This window comes from Mucilaginibacter sp. (assembly GCF_025362475.1).
Classification (GTDB): domain Bacteria; phylum Bacteroidota; class Bacteroidia; order Sphingobacteriales; family Sphingobacteriaceae; genus Mucilaginibacter.
Genome location: NZ_JANYGH010000046.1, coordinates 54,568 through 73,711 on the forward strand (window position 1 = coordinate 54,568; position 19,144 = coordinate 73,711).

The window sequence follows — 19,144 nt, forward strand, 5'->3', positions numbered from 1 at the left end:
TTAATGGCTCTTAAAGATCAGGTTAACTGCTAACAATACTACGTACTGGAGGATCAGCACACCATCCATAAAAAAGAAATAATAGTACTCATCCTTCTTCCGGTCTGATTTAAAGATAAGCCAGCCAGTAAGAAAAACCGTGAGCGTTAATGCAAAAAAGTCGGCATTGAAACCGTTGTCCCTGAAAAGGAAAAGCAGCCCTATATAGCCGGCCAGCAAAACCTGGCAAAATAGATATGCATTTTTTTCGCCCCAGACCACAGGGATGGTTTTGAGGCCCATTTTGCGGTCATCAAACAAATCGCGGATATCAAAGGGGATAGTAAGCGCCCCGATGAATAAAAATCGTTTAGCAATCAGTATAGTGGTATCGCGCATGGATATATCAGTTGCATGAAGGTGCATGTCTTCAAGCACAGGGAAAAGTACACAGCTCATGGTCCATACCAGGGTGATGAGGAATGGTTTTAAACCGGGTATATTACGCAAACCAAACTTTTGTTCGCCAACGGCAAATAGTGGCAAACTGTAACCAAATGATAAAATACCCAAAAAGATGAGCAGTATTTTTGATTCTGTAGTGATGAGGAAAAACAGGGGAATAAGAGAAAGCAGCGAAACGATGGTAAATGTTACCATGAGACGGTAGTGCGAAAAAAACCAGCGCACACGTTTGTAGGGCGATGTTTCGGGCTTTTTAGGCTTGGTAATAATGATGCAGAAATTGTATATGCCTAATGTAGAGGTGAAAAGTAATCCTAAAACGGATAAAATTGGCGCGGTTCCTATGAGGTGAAAAGTAACCAGGGCCTGCGCTACGGCGCAAAGCGACATGAAGATATTACTGAACAGCAGAAAATCAAAAACGGATTGAAATATTTTTTTCATTGATTATGATCTGCCCGCGTTGATCTTAAGTTCTACTTCCAGAAGGATCGTCCCCGGCTTTTAATGTAAATATCGTAATCTCCGGTAATATTCCAACTCTGCCGTATAAACCTACAAAGCCATAGCCCACATTTACGTATAATTGTTGTTTGCCCTGTTGGTAATGACCGGCCCATTCGGGGTAAACATATTTAATAGGGCTCCATTGATAATCTTTGTAACGCACTCCAAATTGCATACCGTGCGTATGGCCAGAGAACATGGCATCTATCTGTGGATAATCTGCCAATACCTGCGCCCGCCAGTGAGAAGGATCATGTGAGAGGAGTAGCTTTACAGGTAAATCACCGGTGTTTTTTGTAGCCAGATCCATACGGCCATACTTAGGGAAACGACTAAACTCTCCCCAGTTTTCTATCCCGAGTATTCCTATTTCTTCGCCATCAACTTTAAGCCGGCGGTTCTCGTTCAACAACAGGTCCCAACCCATGTTTTTGTGGGTGAGTATCAGGTCCTCATGATTTTTCTTTTTATCGGCTGGGTTTGGCCAGTCGCCATAATCACCATAATCATGGTTGCCCAGTGATGAATAAACACCAAGCGGCGCTCTAACTTTAGCAAAAATATCCTGGTAATCCCGCATTTCGCTGGCCTGGCCGTTAACCAGGTCGCCGGTAAAAAATATAAAATCGGGCTTTTCTTTCAATAACATTTCAACACCGCCCAGTACCGCTTTTTTGTTGAAAAAACTACCAGAATGGATATCTGAGATCTGGCCCAGTTTAATGCCATCAAAAGCTTTGGGCAAGTTTGGTAAATACAGGTTTTGGTATCTTATATGATAATCATATAAGCCTTTGGGCATATCAACCTTAATGGCAGCTAAAGGTACGGCACCAGCCAATAAACCGGCTTTCATCAAAAACTCCGACCGGGGAATAGTGTTAGGTGGCACCAGGGCGGTGCTTCTTGCAGATAGGTTTTTAAACCTGTTTTTACGCCATACCAGGAGCCTCCGCGCATCATCAATTAACAGGAAAGGCAAAAACGTTAGTTTGCCTATAAATATGAGGGAAAAAACAAGCAGACCCGCTGCACGCAGACCAAGCCCTACATGAAGATAAACACCAATTAACAGCCCCGCAATAATGAGGATGCTAATTGCCCAGTAAAAAAAAGTAAAGCCTTTTTTACTGAGCAATTTCCAATTTTTAAAGGCACCGCGTATACCGTGTAATACATACAGGTCAATAAGCAATAGTGCCGCTATAATCAGGATGATGTTAAGCGCCTGTTCTGTCATTTATTGCAAAGGTATCAATTATAACGGTCGTCGTCTAAATCAAGATCATCTTCATCAGGCTGCAGGTTAAACAGGCTGTTAAACATATCCGAAAAAGCGAAGCCATTATCCAAAAATCCTTTGTTTAGTTGCGAAAACTCTGAAAGGCCATGCAGTACAAACTCCATCAGCAACAATTGTTGGTTTTCTGTTATGCGCGGATGCAGTTTTTTAACAAGGTCTTTTAGCCCCGCAACTTCATTAAGCTCTTTTTTGTAGTCAATTAATGACATATCATCAACCAAAGCCAGGTTGTTACCTTCGCCAAACCAGTTGATAATGCTGGCATAAGGGTTTACGCCTTTTGCTTTCTTAGCCTTTTCCGGATCGGGGAAAAATTCAAGCAGTGTGGTTTTTATGGCTTTGCCTATCAATATATTGGCCACCTTGCCGGGACCTTCCAGCTCACCTTCATAAACCAGCTCAATTTTACCGGTTATGGCAGGGATAACACCTAAAAAGTCGGTTATGCGTACAAATGTATTTGACTCATGGTTCATGATCATGCGGCGCTCTGCATTGCTGATCAGGTTTTCATAGGCCGAAATAGTTAAACGTGCAGATACGCCCGATTTTTTATCAATATACTCAGAACTGCGTGCTTCAAAAGCTATTTGCTCAATAAGGTTTTTAACCAAACTATCTGCCTCGACGGTGCTGAGCTGCTCTGGGGTAAGGGAAGCTTCCTGTTGGGTTATTTTTCTTGAAATTTCAACCGTGCGTGGGTAATGCGTCAATATCTGGCTTTCAATACGATCCTTAAGCGGCGTAACGATGGAGCCGCGGTTGGTATAATCCTCGGGGTTGGCAGTAAATACAAACTGAATATCTAATGGTAAACGCAGTTTAAAGCCACGAATCTGGATATCCCGTTCCTGTAAAATGTTAAATAATGAAACCTGGATACGAGCCTGTAAATCGGGTAATTCGTTGATCACGAAAATACCACGGTGAGCACGCGGAATTAATCCGAAGTGGATCACGCGTTCGTCAGAGTAGGTTAATTTTAATGTTGCCGCTTTTATAGGGTCAACATCACCAATTAAATCGGCAACGGTAACATCTGGCGTAGCCAATTTTTCTGTATACCGTTCAGACCGGTGGATCCAGCCGATTGGGGTATCGTCGCCCTTTTCGGTTATGGTACTATGGCCATACCATGATATAGGGTGGTAAGGGTCATCAAATAAATCAGATCCTTCGATGTAAGGCACATATTCATCTAATAGGTTGATCAATAAACGTGCAATACGGGTTTTAGCCTGGCCGCGTAAACCCAATAATAAAATATTGTGGCGCGATAGTATGGCGGTTTGCAGATCAGGAATAACAGTATCCTCAAAACCGATTATGCCTTCAAAGCCACCTTCGCGTTTTTTAAGTTGCTCAATAAGGTTGGCACGTAATTCATCTTTAACCGAACGGCTTTTGTAAGCAGATTTTTTTAGCTGACCGAGGGTTTTTATATCTAATAATTTACTCATGTTTTATTTGTAGTCCGGACGTCGGAAAGACCGAAAGTCCGAAAGTTTTTTTATCAATATAAGTTTTATAATAGTTTTCCTTCTTTCGGACTTCCCGGACTTTCGGGCTTCCCGACTAAAAACTATCTCACTGTTTTTCTTCTGTTTTTAATGTAATCCTCAAAAATGTATTCGCCGAGGCCGTTCAATGAGCTGTAAAAAGCCTTGCCGCCGTTAGTTTCTGTAAACTGGCGCACAAACTGCTGCAGGTAGGGGTCTTTTGCTATCATAAAAGTGGTGATAGGTATTTTTAAGCGCTTACACTGTGCAGCCATATTAAGGGTTTTGTTCACCACTTTTCTATCAAGGCCAATGCTGTTTTTATAGTACTTGGTACCCTCTTTTAAACAAGTGGGTTTACCATCCGTGATCATAAAAATTTGCTTGTTATGCGTTTTTCTACGTCGCAGCAAGTCGGTAGCCAGTTCTAAACCAGCATAAGTATTGGTATGATAAGGGCCAACCTGTAAGTAAGGCAAATCCTGCAGGGTTATAGGCCATGCATCGTTGCCAAATACAACAATATCTAAAGTATCCTTGGGGTATTTGGTGCGGATGAGTTCGGCAAGGGCCATGGCCACTTTTTTTGCCGGGGTTATCCGGTCTTCGCCGTAAAGAATCATGGAGTGCGATATATCAATCATCAGCACGGTAGAAGTAAGGGTTTTATAGTCCATTTCCTCTACTTCCAGATCACGCTCGGTCATCATAAAATCACCTATGCCGTGGTTTACCTGTGCATTATGAATAGATTGGGTCATGTCTATCTGGTCCAAACTATCGCCAAACTCAAACTCGCGGCGCTCTGCGTTTTTTTCATCGCCCTGGCCGGATTGAGGTGAAATGTGATTGCCTTTGCCCGATTTTTTAAGTTTGCCAAAGATCTCTTCCAATGCCGACTGACGGATACTTTGTTCCGTTTTGGCGGTAATGTTAAAGCCCCCTGTTTGCTGATCATCGCTTAGGTAGCCTTTTTGTTTCAGCTCGTCGATAAAATCGCCCATACCATAATCATCGTTGGTAAGGTTGTATTGTTTATCAAGCTCATTAAGCCAGGCTAAAGCTTCGCCTGCATCGCCCGAAGTATAGTTGAGCAATTCCAGGAATAATTTCAGTAATTCTTCAAATCCGCCTTTAGGGATCTGGATGGGTATAAATTTGGAAAATCCAAAACCGCGCATATTTCGTCCTTTCTTAATATAAAGAAACGGATAATTATTCTTAAAAGTTTGGAGTGCCGGGGATTAAAGTAAATTGTTAGGTAAGTATGACAATTTGTAGGATATGCAGATTCAGATGACAGGATTCTTTAAACCCATTGTCATGCTGAACGGAGTGAAGCATCTATTCGGAGACTGTACAGGGCGGAGAAGTATGGCGAATAACAGATCCTTCACTGCGTTCCAGGATGACAAAAAGGTTTTTTCAAACCTACATCATGAATTTTTTTTGAATTTCTTCCTAAATATAGGCCAGGCTATTCAGCAACTCTGGTGGGTAAATAGGGTTTGCGCCACGCTGGCTGGCAACGAAGGCACCCACCGTACAAGCTCTTTCAACAACCTGTTGCATGGGCTGCTTGGCTAATAAACCGCTAATGAAAGTGGCAAGGAATGCATCGCCGGCACCTACCGAATCGCCCACTTTTACAGGGCAGCCGGGGCTTTCATAAAACTCATGATCATGCCAAACTATGGCGCCGTGTTCGCCACGCGTTACACAAATGGTTTGATTATGATATTTGGAACGAAACTCTGCTATCTGGTCTTTTAATGAATTATTGCTGCCACCTATAAGCAAGTTGGCTTCTTCTTCATTCATCTTCACCACATCGGCACGCGCCACCAGGGTTTCTATGGTTGAAAGTGTAAAATGAGGGGGACGTAGATTTACGTCGAAAATTTTAAGTGCGGGGGTTTCATCAAGCAGGTTAAGCAAGGTTTCCCGCGTGGTGGTTAACCTACAGGCCAGGCTGCCAAAAACAATGGCGGATGCTTTTTTTGCAGCAGCGTTAAGCTCAGCCGTAGTTTGAATATTATCCCATGAAACGGGCTGGGGAATGATATAGGTTGCCTGGTTGTTTTTATCCAGTTGTACGGTAACCTCGCAGGTAGGAAACTCATCATCCAGCTGGATTAGATCAGAGTAAAGATCGTTTGATTTTAGGAATCCAATCAGCGCATCGCCGCTGCTATCCATGCCAACAGAGCTGGCAAAGGCTACTTTTACGCCTTGCTGTACCAGGTGCCTGGCTACATTCATTGGCGCGCCGCCAGCTTTTTTACCATCGCCAAAAGCATCCCATAAAACTTCGCCGAAGCTTAATACCTGATTTTTCATAGAGTAAGTTTTTGTTAGGCAGTGAAATTCAAATATAGCTGATTTTTTGTGTGAACCGGAATTGTAGAATTAAAGAATTTTAGAGTTTTTTATCATTCTGTTAATTTATAATTTCGATAAATCCCGGTTCAAACAAAATTCCTATCTTCAAACTATGAAAAAACTCATCCTGGCTTTCTTTTTGATCCTAAGTTCTTTTCTCTCGCACGCGCAGGACAGACAAGCGATATTAACCGTAATGCATAATCAGGAGCTGGCCTGGAACCGGGCGGATGTGGAAGGTTTTATGCAGGGATACTGGAAATCAGACTCGTTGGTGTTTGTAGGTAAAACCGCGCCTGCCTATGGCTGGCAAACTACGCTTAATAATTATAAAAGACGTTACCCGGGTAAAGCCGCTATGGGGCAGCTTAAATTTACCATAATGCAGGTAAAAGTACTGGATGCTGCTAACGCTTTTGTTTTGGGCGGATGGCACCTTAAGCGGGTTAAGGGCGACCTGGGTGGGTATTATACCCTTTGGTTTAAGAAAATTAAAGGAGAATGGAAGATAGTATGTGACCATACTTCTTAACTTTGGCCCGTTACTTTATAATCAGGGTATGAAAACAGGTTTGGTTATTGGAAAGTTTATGCCTTTGCATATTGGACATACTGCCTTAATTGATTTTGCTTTGGAGCATTGCGACGAGCTGTTTGTTGTGGTGAGCGCCAGTGATGATGAACCTATTGCAGGTAGCCAAAGGTTGGAGTGGATTGAGCAGGTATATAAAAATAACAGCAAGGTAAAATCAATTTTATTGAATTACGACGAAGCGGTATCTCCAAACACTTCTGCATCGGCAGATGGGGTATCCCGGCTTTGGGCTAATTATCTGCAGGTAAAATTGCCACCCATTGATGTGATCTTTGCTTCGGAACCGTATGGCGCTTACATGTGCAGGTTTTTAAATTGCGAAAGCGTTATTTTTAGTGAACCCCGTAAAATGGTACCTGTTTCGGCCACGCAGCTTTTGAATAACCCCGCGGTATATGAGGCTTTTTTGCCCGATGTTGTAAAAGCTTATTACAGCAAACAGCGATCCTTATAAAACAGCCTTATTTATAATAGTAAGGCTATAAATTTTCTTTACCCTTACTAACCCATTTGCGTTTAAAATCCGACGGGTTTTCACCAACTATTTTTTTGAAGAGTTTATTAAAGTAGGATAAGCTTTCAAAACCTATGGCATAACAGGTTTCGGTAACGTTTTTATCTTGCATGAGCAGGTTTTTGGCAACGTCAACCCGGTATTGGTTCACAAAATCGGTAAAGGTAATATTGGTTTGTTTTTTAAAGTACCGGCAAAAAGCAGCTGTAGTAAAATTAACTTTGGCAGCCACTACATTTACATCGGGGTTTAGGTTGTAGTTGCTGTCGATATATTCATAAACAGCCCCCATTCTTATCTTATCTTTTAAAAAGAATTGCAGACTTAAGTCGTCATCATTTAAAATCGTCATTTCATTTGATTTGGCCAGGATCTGAAAAATCTCCATCAACTCCAATAGTTGTTTAAAAGAGCTCAATGCCGAAAGTTGTTTCAGCTTTTGCACAACCATAGCTTTGGTATCGCCATGAAAAGCTATGCCATTGGCGGCTATTTTAAATAGTTGGTTAATGCCGGCAAATTCTGGCGTTATAGCCATCGATGTTCCCATAAAATCTTCTTTAAGCTGCACTACTATCTGGTGATATTCGCTCCTGAGGCGGTAATCAAAATTTAAATGGGGTAGGTTGCTGCCAATTAAAACCAGGTCGCTTTGGGTATAGCCGGATATATGTGAGCCTACGTGCCTTATTCCGGCGTCGGCCTCCACATATACCAATTCGTATTCGGGATGATAATGCCACAGGAAGGTGTTCCTTAACCGCGGCGAAAAAAGCTTAAACGATTTGCCCGGTTCAAATTCTACTTTCTCCAGTTCTATCTTGTTCATGCTGTATTGTAATCATATTTTATATAAATGTACTTAATTGGTCAATACAGAGCAAATATTGGTCATTATACAGAATAGGCAGGTATGGTCATCACCCTACATTTGAATTATTAAATCAATACAAATTATGAAAACCGAAAACGCCACCATGACCATGAATCCGGGACCCGAAAACGCTCATAAGGAAATACCCGGTAACCCATCAACAGCAAAATCAAGCCAGATACGCCTTAACGAGCGTAAAAACAACGAGCCATTGCGCTTATTGACTGAAGATGACTGGCGGTTTTGGATACAGAATGGTTACGTGATCATTAAAAACGCCGTGCCTAAAGAGCAGGTTGCAAAACTGGCGGATTACCTGTGGGAGTACGAAGGTAAGGATGCCCATGATATAGAAACCTGGTATAAAAAGCCAAACGCCCAAATGCAAATGACCGAATTAAATAATACCGGTATGGTAGAAATTTATAACCAACAATTTTTGTGGGATAATCGCCAGTATCCAAAAGTACATGAAGCATTCGCTGATATATGGGGAACCGAAAAGCTTTGGGTAACTATTGACAGGGCTAATCTGAATTTTCCGCTAAGGCCGGGTTTTGAATACAAGGGATTTATACACTGGGATTATGATCCCGAAACAAAACCACAAAATGTACAGGGTGTTTTAGCCCTTGCCGATCAAACAGATGAAAATATGGGTGGCTTTCAGTGCATCCCGGAATTGTACCGTACTTACGATACCTGGAAACTTACCCAGCCCGAAGACCGCGACCATTACAAACCCGACACCACCGGTTTTGATATTGTTAAAGTAAAACTGGAAGCAGGCGACCTGCTGATATTTAATAGCCTGCAGCCACATGGCATCCGCCCCAACACCAGCAATGATAAGGTTAGGATAGCCCAATACATAGCCATGATGCCCGCACAGGAAGATAACGAAGAATTAAGGCAATGGCGCATTAACAGTTGGCAAAGCCGTGAAGCCATGCAAGGCTACGCTTTCCCCGGCGATCCGATGGAGCGGGAAAAACAAAACCCTGTTGCAGAGCTTACTGATTTAGGGAAGAAGCTTTTAGGGTTGGAGAGGTGGTAGAATAAAAGCGACTCCGTGCCTTGTGTTGACGTATTGATACCCGTTGGCTGTGAGGGCACTTTAGCTGTTCGGAAGATATAAAAAGGTAAGGGTAATGAGCGGTTCCTTCCTCGGGGAAGGGGGGTAGGGGTTAAATCAGGTGTTCAAGTATGTCGCAGATGGATGTCGGCGAAACCCCTCCCTGCCATTGCGCACATTACAGCCGCACCCCTCCCGAGGGAGGGAATTGAAAATTCGTTAACAAATCTTCCGATCACTTACACCGATAACCGTTGGCTGAGAGTACACTATATATGTTCGGAAGGCATAAAAAAGTAGGGGCAATGTGCGATTCCTTCCTCGGGGAAGGGAAGGTAGGGGTTAAATCAGGCGTTCAGGTACGTCGCAGATGGATGTCGGCGAAACCCCTCCCTGCCATTGCGCACATTACAGCCGCGCCCCTCCCGAGGGAGGGAATTGAAAACCCGTTAACAAATCTTCCGAACATCTACACCGATACCCGTTGGCTGTGTCCTCACAGCCAACTTTTACAGACAAGACAAAAACAAAAATAGCGATGAGGAAACCCCATCGCTATAAATAATTCTTTATCAAAAGCTCGTAACAGGCATCCCGAAACGCGAACCTAACCTTATAAAGGTTTGCCGGCTGCAAGCTCTTTATTAGCCCACTTAACGGCCAGTTCCTCGCGAAATTTGGCGTATTTTTCTTTGAAGGCCATCTTTAGTACACTATCAACACCGCCTTTGATAGCCAGGTTGTATAAGCTGGCAGCTTTGCGGGTTAATGATGCATCCCAGGCGCGCAGACTTAGGGAGTATGATCCGTCGATGTATTTCATCCAGTGCCAGTAACCGGTTGGCATAAACAGGGTATCGCCATGCTCCAGGAATACCTCGGTGCCTTCCACACCATCAAGGGCCGGAAATTTTTTAATGTCAGGATTTTGTACATCATAATCCTCCAGCGCGTAAGTAGCGTTGGGGATACAGTACAAGCGGCGTTTCCACTTATTCTCAAACAGGATCACATGTTTACGCCCACCAAAATGGGTATGGAAAATATGCGGAAGATCAATATCGTAATGTAAAAAAGTTACGGAGTTTGAGCCGCCGAAAAACATGGCCGGCATGCTTTCTAAAAAGCCACCCATGAGGTCTTTAGGTAGTACAATATCATCTAATAACTGCGGCGCCTGTTTAAATATATTAAAGAAGAAGATACGCAGCTCGGTAGGTTGGGTGCGGATCATATCAATATAATCATCAAAAGGCATTTCTGTTGCTGATGAATTGATGGGTTTTGATGGATCAGCTTTGGAGTTATCATATAAAGGCACAACCTTTTTGCCAACAACCTCTCTTAAATATTCAGGGGTCCATTTTTCACGGGCAGGCCAGCTTTTGGTTAGTCCCTTAATTACCAAAGGGCGACGTGGGTTTAAATAATTCTTCTTAAAATCCTCGGGAGAAATATTTTCAACGGTATCAATCGGGTTAAGTATAAAACTCATATAGGGGTGCTTTCCGGGTGTGTTTATTTTAACAATTACTTCATATTACCAAAAAGTAAACAAAGGAACGAAATAAAACTTCAAATGGTATAATTTCCTTGCAAAAACAAAGGCCGGACGCTAAATGCATCCGGCCTTTGTTTTTGGTTTTACAGTACCGGGTTAGTATTAACCCCGTCTGCTGTAAAGAACTTATTTGGGCATTAAAACGGTATTTACTACATGTATTACGCCATTGCTTTGGTTTACATCGGCAATAGTAATCCATGATTTGCCGCCTTTTTCATCAACCAGGTAAAGTTTTTTGCCTTTCGCCATAACGGTTAAAGTGCCACCGCTTACTGTGCTTAATTCGGCTTTACCATGGCCTGCTTTTATTTTGGCTACCAAATCCGCAGCGCTTAATTTGCCTGCAACAACATGGTAGGTTAAAATTTTGGTAAGCGTTGCTTTGTTAGCTGGTTTTACCAGGTTATCAACAGTGCCAGCCGGTAATTTATTAAAAGCCTCGTTGGTTGGTGCAAATACAGTGAATGGGCCTGCAGATGAAAGTGTTTCAACCAAACCCGCGGCTTTTACTGCTGCTACCAGCGTGGTATGATCTTTTGAATTTACAGCGTTTTCAATAATATTTTTAGTGGGATACATGGCCGCACCACCTACCATTTTATTTTGCGCGTTTGCTTTGGGTGTTACTGCTAAAGCTGCTACTGCAAATGCAGCGATGATTAATTTTTTCATTGTCGTGTTTTCTTATAAATGTGGTTAAATAGCACAAAGGTGCCTGGTTGGTTGTTTTTAAAGCTGATTAAACTGTCACGAGCTCTTGACGTTTAACCGGCTTTTAGTTGTTTTGTTATTTATAAGAAGATACGGGTAGTTAGTGGAGTTGGATTTAAAGAGGCAAGATGTTTCTTACACCTTTTTAGGGTATATGGGTTAAAAGAACAATCCCCCGGCAATGTTATCCGCATATAATTTACCGGCAGACGTAAGAAAGATGGTATTATCTTTTTGGATGATCCACTCCCTGTCGAAATAATTTCCTGCCGAAATCAGTAATTGATCAGAAGAGCCTTTTGCTATTGTATTAAGCCTGTCCAGGTCAAGTCCCCACATGGTACGTATGGAAGTCATGATGTATTCATTCAGGCGGTTCTCTTCGGTCAGTGTCTCTGTTTCGGCGGGTATTTTACCGGTTACAATAGCTTGCGTGTATTTGGCGTTGTTAGCAATGTTCCACTGCCTTACTTCGCCGTTGTAGGAGTGTGCCGATGGGCCTATGCCCAGGTATTTTACACCTTGCCAGTAATTGGAGTTATGTTTTGAATATTGACCGGGCAAGGCAAAGTTCGAGATCTCGTAATGCTCAAAACCATGGTCGGCCATGGCTTGCATCAGCACCATAAACTGGGCGGCGCTTTGCTGATCGTTCATGGGAGGTTGCTTTTTTGTGCTGATAAAAGCGGCAAGCGCGGTTTGCGGTTCCACCGTCATGGAGTATGCCGAAATATGCGGAATGGAAAGCTCGAACATCTTATCCAGGTTTTGTTTCCACTTGGTATCGGTTAACAGGGGGTAGCCATATATTAAATCGGCGGTAATGTTTTCAAAACCGGCATCCTGTACTCTTTTCACTGCCGATTCTGATTCCCGGCTGCGATGTGCCCGGTTCATCCAAACCAGGTCTTCATCAAAAAATGATTGTATGCCAATGCTGAAACGGTTTACATCTGTTTGGCGCAAAGCTTTCACTTTAGCCACATCCAAATCATCAGGATTAGCCTCCAGTGTAATTTCGGCCGTTGATGATACGGTGTGAAACTCCGTAACGGTATTGATGAGCAGGTGGATCTCATCGGCTGCTAACACCGATGGGGTGCCGCCGCCGAAATAGATGGTTTCTACCGTTTCGCCGTTTAAATAGTTTTTTTGCAGCCTGATCTCGCTTACCAGGGCCTGCACAAGTTCGTCCTTATACTTTGGCGATGTGCTGAAATGGAAATCGCAGTAATGACATGCCTGCTTGCAAAAAGGAATATGAATGTAAATGCCTGCCATGCTTTTAAGAGTAAATAAACGAGAGTAAAGTAAAAGAAGATAAAGTAGCTATATTAGTCATTTTCAGTATTTTATATTAATTATTTCTCTTTTATTTATTTGCGGTTGACTTTATTTTATGTTATTTTTGTTACTCACATGTTACTTTTCATATATGATGAGTAACACAAGTAACAAATAAATTATGGTAACGATCAGATATAAAAAGCTTAGCAGTGGTAAATTTAGTGCATATCTCGATATTTACTCTAATACTGTAGAGGGCAAAGGTAAGCGCAATTATGAATTTCTAAAGATTTATGTCGGTAAGGACTATTTCGTTCCGGGAACCCGGGTTACAGAGTCAGATAAAGATAATCTTAAAATTATAAACGCCCTCCGCAATAAAAGAGAGAATGAATTGAATTTTTCGGACAATGGTTACAAGCAGCCTGCCAAAATAAATTATAACCTATTAGATTATTTTGATCAATGTTTGGCCAAAAAATTTAATTATAAATTGGAATGTCTTATTATACACCTGAAAAGGTATTTCCCTAAAAGAGATGTTCTGATACAGGACGTGGATGACGAATTGTTAGATAACTTTCAAAGTTACCTGCTTAACCAGGTCAGTAGAAATACGACTAATGCTTATTTGTCGGTTTTTCGGCAACATTTCAACAAGCTTTTAGTTAAAGGCATAATCACCGCTTCGCCCTTTACTTCGTTTAAGATCGTAGAAGAAGGCGATACCGAACGGACTACCCTCACCATCGAAGAGGTTAGGACGCTAGCTAATTTTATTCCTAAAAGAGGGAATAGTCAAATCCGGCATGCGTTTTTATTTTCATGTTTCACCGGACTGCGGTTTTCTGACGTAAAAAAATTAGTTTATAGTGAAATTGAAAATAACCAGATTACCTTTCGGCCTGCTAAAACAACAAAAAAAATTGTCCGGGTGCCACTGACTGATGATGCCAAATCGATCTTAGAAAATTTACCAAAGCATCATATTAATAAGAAAGTCTTTTGGGATTTGCCATCGAGCCAGGTAGTTAATGTTTACCTGAAGTTTTGGGCACTGGAAGCAGGGCTAAAGAAAAATCTGCACTTTCATGCTGCAAGGCATACGTTCGCTACTATTGGACTAACGTTCGGCATGGATATTTTCACAGTCAAGGAAATACTTGGACACAGCAAAATTGAAATGACACAGGTATATGCTAAAATTGTTGACCAGAAGAAAAAAATTGAAATGCTAAAATTTCCGCCATTAATCGAAGTAGATAACATTATAAACTATCTGCTTTCAATAGGTTATCAAAAGAAACAACATCCCAATTTCCCTGATGCTTTTAAGTTTGTAAAGCCGGTTTCTGACCAATTAATAGCGGTAGTCGAAATGTTCGATGATGGAAGTTTGCAGTTAGTCGGTCTGCCTGGTGATGTTGAGCACGATGGACTTACATACTGGAATGAACGCGATTCCGTTTTTGATACTGATGTAATTAACCCAACTTTGGATGAATTTAAGATTATAGAAAACACGTTTACTAAAAATAGATAGTTGAATTGTAGTTTAGTTCAATATCCGAAATCACACAAGATTGTGCTGAAATTGTATATGGGAAAATGAAATAAGGTTTCAGAATTTGTTAGATGAAAAAGATATTCATAGAAATTATTGCCGTCATTATATTTTGCTTACTCTACAGTTTAGTGCCTCAGTTTCGCCTGGCAATTATAATCTGTGGTATTGTATTGGGACTATGGATTGTGCCGGTACAACTCATCTTATCCATTAGTTACAAAAATTGGCGGGAGGAAATTGGCGACTATTATGGCAACCTTAATTTTGAAGATCGCCTGGCGCAGATAAGAAATAATTTTAAAGGAATGACGGACGCTGAATCCCAAAAGCTGCGTTTATTCTATATACATACCCTGATATTTCACTATGTTTTTTTAGTTGTTTATGCTTTGGCAATTATGGGCTGTATCATTTATTTGTTATATTATGGCAATACTAAATCCACTCCTATAGCGGTTTCAATATCGATCTTAGCCGCCCTCATCGTTGCAATAGGCGGATATTTTTTTGGCAGCGTTACGCTCTCGGTAAAACAGAAAAAGGTTCGTGACGAAATTTATTTTCTTTTGATCAGCAAAGACTGGAGAAAGAAATTAAAAATCGCGAGTCAATCTGAATTTACCAGTTCATTTGATGAAATTAATGGAACTTCCTTTTACAGTTTCTGGTTGCAGGGAAAGACTTTAGAGGAACGGCAGGAAGCCTTTAAACAATTCCTAATCAGCCTGAATGAAGGCAGTAAAAATGGCGAACTCTTTCAATTTGATGAGGGCAAAATTAAAATTATTGCAGCAGTCCAAGCCAATGCAGCTAATAAGTCCCTTGCGGGTTTTCTTCGGTTTTGTATTGAAGAATACAGAGTGCTTTCCCCAAATATCCTGCATCATAAAAATCGCGAACTTCTACGTGATATTTTTGTCCTTAATCCCGAAAAGGATTTAGTGTTTCTGGAGGGGCAGCGTTATATTACCACCTCGGCAGAATACACAGATGTGTATAAACAAGCGCTCAAAAATTAGGTTAAAACACGAACTTTGATAATACTTAAAGATTTAATATAAGTACGGTCATTCGATACCGATCAACCGTTCGTATAGGTTTATTTTATGCTATTTATTTGCTTCCGAAATCAATACGGAATGCAAATGAACATAAATGAAAACACCCGTGTAATAGATCTGAAGGTTTCCGATCTCATTACAATTCTAAAAGAGTTCACTCCAATTCCTGCCGCACCTGTACAGGCGTCCGAGGATGACGACGAAATTGGTGGCTACGAAGTGGCAGAAAAAACTACCGGATACGCCCGGCAAACTATCTACCAACTAAAGTCGAAAGGCAAAATTCCCTATATCGCCATGCCCTCTGGCGGTGTCCGTTTTTCCAGAAAGGAAATTCTCAAGTGGCTGATGTCCCATAAAAAACTAACCTATGAGGAAATAACTGCAAAGGCGGATGATTTTGTGTTTAAACGGAGGGCGCGACGTAAATGACAGGTGCTCCATTAGTCGACCATCTCCTACGCGAATTGCGTCCGGTCCGAATGGCGGCAGTAACCGGCCCGGTCTCCGACACAGGTTCACCCGCTGTGCACCCGTCGTATTGCCGATGAAAAAAAGCTAATCAACAAATTTTTGAACAAATCTTTAATCCTATGCGCAAAATGAATTGCGACGAAGCCAGGCAAATTTCGATAGTCGATTATCTGGCACAATGCGGGTTCCGGCCACAATATATTAAAGGGGTTAACCATTGGTATCTCTCTCCGATCCGGGAGGAAAATACAGCGTCTTTTAAGGTTAATACCCAACTCAATGCATGGTTTGACCACGGCATAGGGGCCGGTGGGAATTTCATAGACTTGGGTATTCGGCTACATCAATGTACAGTAGAACAATTATTAAGCCGGTTAAGCGCCGGAGATCGCTCTCTTTCTTTTCACCAGCGAGTAAAAGAAACGGAGGCTGAACCAGAGCATAAAATAAAGATCATCCAGGCTGGGGAATTGCAAAACCTGACATTGGTAAAATACCTACATGAGCGTGCAATAGATTATTACACGGCTAAAGCGTGGTGCAAGGAAGTCCTATTTACATTGAACGAGCAGCGTTACCTGGCTATCGGCTTTAAAAACAACTCGGGTGGCTACGAACTGCGTAATGCACAGCTTAAATTATCCTCGTCCCCCAAAGATCTGACCTACATCGATCAAGGAGCAGACACGGTTCACGTATTTGAAGGCTTTACAGATTTCCTGTCTTTGCTAACACTAAATGGCCGCGATATGCCTGGCGATTTCCTGGTGTTGAATTCACTCAGCTTTGTGGGCAAAAGTTTGGAGATTTTGCAACAACGTCCTGCTGCCAAATTGTACCTGGATCACGATAAGGCGGCAGCAAAAGAGATGGCTTTCATTAAGCAAACAATTCCGAATGTAGAGGATGCCAGCCGCTTTTATAGCGGCTATAAAGACCTAAATGCCTATCTCAAAATTCAGCAGCAGAGTAGGGGGGGCTTATGAAAGGGATCGGCATGGCAGCGTCGGCAATTTCGCTTTTTGCAGAGCCAGCTATGTTTCGGCCCTGCCGAAACTCGCTGGCCCCCTTCATGCTATCGCATTTGGGGGGATTGGAAAGAATTTATTGAGACAGATTGATGCTTTATCAGCCTTGATTTTAAAGTAAGTCAAATGGAGAAGGAGACACAGAAAGTAAGAGTAGTAAACAAGGGTGGCCGCCCGAAGGCGCAAATAAAAAGAGATTGTCAGTTGACGGTGATGTGTAATATCATAGAGAAAAAGATGATACAGGCCAATGCCAGACGCGCCAGGACAAACGTATCAATTTATCTCCGTCAGGTAGGATTAAATGGCCGGATAACGGTGAAGACTTTGCCGAAGGAAGTGTTGCAATTTACCGGCACCTTAAATCACATGGCGGCCAATTTAAATCAGATCGCCAGGAAGCGGAACAAGGGTGAAGATTTAAATACGCTCGACAGAGCATTGCTGAACCAGGAAGTTAGAGGCTTGCAGAGTATAGTAAAAGAGGTTAAGAATTATTTGGCATGATAGGGAAAATCACTACAGGTAAAAGTTTTCGCGGCTGCATGAGCTACCTGCATGAAGGCCGGTTGCAGGAGAATGAGGAACAGCAAAAGCTGGAAATGGAAAAGAAGCAGGCGGAGGTCATTTATTATAACCAGTGCTTTGGCAACAAGAAAGAGCTGATCCGGCAATTTGTAGAGGTAGCGCAATTGAACCCGAATGTCAGCAAGCCCGTGTTCCACGCTAGTATCAGTTTTGACCTGGCCGACAATGGTAAACTCAGCACACAGGATAAGAGCGATATTGCCCAGGAACTGGCCAAAGAGTTTGATTTTGCAGATAGACAATACGTAGTGATTACCCATGCCGATACTGAGCATGAACACCTGCATATTGTTGCCAACCGGATTGGTTTAGAGGGGCCGACCGCGAGCGACAGTAACAGCTATCGGCGCATGGCTGAATATTGTAGACGGATGGAGCAAGGTTACAAATTGACCAAAGTGCTGAGCCCTAACAAATTCCTGAAACCAGAGCAGCGAGTAGCGCAAAGCCAGCGGGTGGATCAGCGCAAGGAACACTTAAAAGCACATTTGGCTAAGGCGGTTAAGCAATGCAAAAGCGTAAAGGAACTCAAAAGCTATATGGAGCAGAAAGGCTACCAGGTGGAACTTGGGCGAGGTATCGCTTTTACCGATCAGCAGCATGTCAGGTTCAAAGGTAGCCAGGTTGGTTACAGCCTGGCCGACATCGAAAAGAAAATCCGGCAGGAGCAGACACAGCGGCAGGTACAGCAAATGCAGGCTAAAAACCAGGCCCGCGATCAACGTCAAGCGTATGAGCAGGAACAACCCAAAAGTTTGGCCGATCAGTTACGGGAAGTGATTAGCGAGAATGAGCAAAAAGAGCAGAAAACCTATTTGAAGCGGGAACCGGAAACGCATTATTTAAGGGCAGCGCTGGCATCTGGCGGCGAATTGTTTGCAGGCCTGCTTCAAAACATGCCGGAAGAAGAACCGGAAACGCCAAGCAAAAAGAAGAAGAAAAAGTTAGGCGAGGATCAAAGCTACCACATAAGTAGGTAGGGAAATTGAATTGTAAAACCATTAATTAATGATAATATGAAGAATGAAGCAACAGCAATCGATGAAGTGACTATGACGGATATGCTCAAAAATATTTTCGAGCATGAAGAAAAAATGCAGAAATACATGGAAACTCAGGCAGTAGCGATTAAGGAAAAAGACACCGTGATCGAACGATTGTTCACTGAAAGCAAGAAGCAAAAAGAAGAATTTGCAACCAAGCTGGCCAATATGAAAGTGACTGCGCCAGCTCCTGATCTGTCAGTGGCAAAGGAAGCCATTACTGCCGGGCTTGCGGGCATTACTAAAAGCATGTCTACAGACTTTGTTGCGATCAGAGAGACGATCAACAGAGGACCGGCACCGATCACACGGAAACTTCAGCTATTCTCAGATGCAAAAACGCCTGAGCAATACAAAGCGGTGCTTTCATGGATCGTCTTTGGATTGATTGGGCTGGTAACATCTGTCGGCACCATTATGCTGATCTGGCACTATATGAATTTAACCCACGTCCGTTAATTCAATTCTGCCATGAACCCATTAAATATAGGGCAGCGGTTTTGGCGGCTGCCCTATCAAACAACCAAAAAAATTAGTAAATTTGATTAACGATGGATAAGAGTATGGAAACACAAATTTTGACAGACGAAAGCGGTGAACCGACAAGAGTGGTGATGGATTACCAAAC

Annotated in this window: 19 protein-coding genes; 10 read left to right on the forward strand and 9 right to left on the reverse strand. The window is 42.3% G+C overall.

Annotated features, from left to right (window positions below):
- The 5 genes from Q0R88_RS15055 to Q0R88_RS15075 form a co-directional block, all read right to left on the reverse strand.
- Positions 1 to 888, reverse strand: a complete 888-nt coding sequence (locus tag Q0R88_RS15055) for a hypothetical protein (protein ID WP_295717485.1) — start codon at positions 886 to 888, stop codon at positions 1 to 3.
- A gap of 25 nt (positions 889 to 913) precedes the next feature.
- Complete coding sequence (locus tag Q0R88_RS15060) at positions 914 to 2,191, reverse strand: metallophosphoesterase (RefSeq protein ID WP_295717488.1); 1,278 nt, start codon at positions 2,189 to 2,191, stop codon at positions 914 to 916.
- Between the two features lie 14 nt (positions 2,192 to 2,205).
- Complete coding sequence (locus tag Q0R88_RS15065) at positions 2,206 to 3,714, reverse strand: sigma 54-interacting transcriptional regulator (RefSeq protein WP_295717491.1); 1,509 nt, start codon at positions 3,712 to 3,714, stop codon at positions 2,206 to 2,208.
- 122 nt (positions 3,715 to 3,836) lie between these two features.
- Positions 3,837 to 4,934, reverse strand: coding sequence for a VWA domain-containing protein (locus Q0R88_RS15070; RefSeq protein WP_295717493.1), 1,098 nt, complete (start codon positions 4,932 to 4,934; stop codon positions 3,837 to 3,839).
- 280 nt (positions 4,935 to 5,214) lie between these two features.
- On the reverse strand, positions 5,215 to 6,093 hold the full coding sequence (locus Q0R88_RS15075; protein ID WP_295717496.1) for a carbohydrate kinase: 879 nt from the start codon (positions 6,091 to 6,093) through the stop codon (positions 5,215 to 5,217).
- Positions 6,094 to 6,247: 154 nt separating this feature from the next.
- Here Q0R88_RS15075 and Q0R88_RS15080 point away from each other — a divergent pair, with 154 nt between their 5' ends.
- Together Q0R88_RS15080 and Q0R88_RS15085 are read left to right on the forward strand one after the other, a co-directional pair.
- Complete coding sequence (locus Q0R88_RS15080; RefSeq protein WP_295717500.1) at positions 6,248 to 6,667, forward strand: DUF4440 domain-containing protein; 420 nt, start codon at positions 6,248 to 6,250, stop codon at positions 6,665 to 6,667.
- A gap of 28 nt (positions 6,668 to 6,695) precedes the next feature.
- Positions 6,696 to 7,184: an adenylyltransferase/cytidyltransferase family protein gene (locus Q0R88_RS15085; protein WP_295717503.1), complete on the forward strand. Its 489-nt coding sequence runs from the start codon at positions 6,696 to 6,698 to the stop codon at positions 7,182 to 7,184.
- Positions 7,185 to 7,209: 25 nt separating this feature from the next.
- Here the strand turns inward: Q0R88_RS15085 and Q0R88_RS15090 are convergent, their stop codons facing one another.
- Positions 7,210 to 8,073 (reverse strand): AraC family transcriptional regulator, encoded by an 864-nt coding sequence (locus Q0R88_RS15090; RefSeq protein ID WP_295717506.1) that lies wholly within the window; start codon positions 8,071 to 8,073, stop codon positions 7,210 to 7,212.
- Positions 8,074 to 8,200: 127 nt separating this feature from the next.
- On the opposite strand from Q0R88_RS15090, the gene Q0R88_RS15095 reads away from it, so the two are divergent.
- Positions 8,201 to 9,175: a phytanoyl-CoA dioxygenase family protein gene (locus tag Q0R88_RS15095; protein WP_295717508.1), complete on the forward strand. Its 975-nt coding sequence runs from the start codon at positions 8,201 to 8,203 to the stop codon at positions 9,173 to 9,175.
- A 631-nt stretch (positions 9,176 to 9,806) separates the two neighbouring features.
- Here Q0R88_RS15095 and Q0R88_RS15100 read toward each other — a convergent pair.
- From Q0R88_RS15100 to hemW, 3 genes are all read right to left on the reverse strand, one after another.
- Entirely contained in the window at positions 9,807 to 10,688 is an 882-nt protein-coding gene (locus Q0R88_RS15100) for a cupin-like domain-containing protein (RefSeq protein ID WP_295717510.1), read from the reverse strand.
- Positions 10,689 to 10,880: 192 nt separating this feature from the next.
- Positions 10,881 to 11,429: a fasciclin domain-containing protein gene (locus tag Q0R88_RS15105; protein ID WP_295717511.1), complete on the reverse strand. Its 549-nt coding sequence runs from the start codon at positions 11,427 to 11,429 to the stop codon at positions 10,881 to 10,883.
- A gap of 198 nt (positions 11,430 to 11,627) precedes the next feature.
- Positions 11,628 to 12,749, reverse strand: coding sequence for a radical SAM family heme chaperone HemW (gene hemW, locus Q0R88_RS15110; protein WP_295717513.1), 1,122 nt, complete (start codon positions 12,747 to 12,749; stop codon positions 11,628 to 11,630).
- Positions 12,750 to 12,933: 184 nt separating this feature from the next.
- On the opposite strand from hemW, the gene Q0R88_RS15115 reads away from it, so the two are divergent.
- From Q0R88_RS15115 to Q0R88_RS15145, 7 genes are all read left to right on the forward strand, one after another.
- Entirely contained in the window at positions 12,934 to 14,298 is a 1,365-nt protein-coding gene (locus Q0R88_RS15115; RefSeq protein ID WP_295717516.1) for a site-specific integrase, read from the forward strand.
- 92 nt (positions 14,299 to 14,390) lie between these two features.
- Positions 14,391 to 15,341, forward strand: coding sequence for a hypothetical protein (locus Q0R88_RS15120; protein WP_295717519.1), 951 nt, complete (start codon positions 14,391 to 14,393; stop codon positions 15,339 to 15,341).
- Between the two features lie 126 nt (positions 15,342 to 15,467).
- On the forward strand, positions 15,468 to 15,815 hold the full coding sequence (locus Q0R88_RS15125; RefSeq protein ID WP_295717521.1) for a hypothetical protein: 348 nt from the start codon (positions 15,468 to 15,470) through the stop codon (positions 15,813 to 15,815).
- A gap of 170 nt (positions 15,816 to 15,985) precedes the next feature.
- A complete protein-coding gene (locus tag Q0R88_RS15130) occupies positions 15,986 to 16,843 on the forward strand; it encodes a toprim domain-containing protein (protein WP_295717523.1) in 858 nt (285 codons plus the stop codon).
- Positions 16,844 to 17,011: 168 nt separating this feature from the next.
- Entirely contained in the window at positions 17,012 to 17,392 is a 381-nt protein-coding gene (locus Q0R88_RS15135; protein ID WP_256541649.1) for a hypothetical protein, read from the forward strand.
- Positions 17,389 to 18,453, forward strand: coding sequence for a relaxase/mobilization nuclease domain-containing protein (locus tag Q0R88_RS15140; RefSeq protein WP_295717528.1), 1,065 nt, complete (start codon positions 17,389 to 17,391; stop codon positions 18,451 to 18,453). Before Q0R88_RS15135 ends, Q0R88_RS15140 begins: the two co-directional genes overlap by 4 nt.
- A 36-nt stretch (positions 18,454 to 18,489) precedes the next feature.
- Positions 18,490 to 18,975: a hypothetical protein gene (locus Q0R88_RS15145; RefSeq protein WP_295717531.1), complete on the forward strand. Its 486-nt coding sequence runs from the start codon at positions 18,490 to 18,492 to the stop codon at positions 18,973 to 18,975.
- The last annotated feature ends 169 nt before the right edge of the window (positions 18,976 to 19,144 follow it).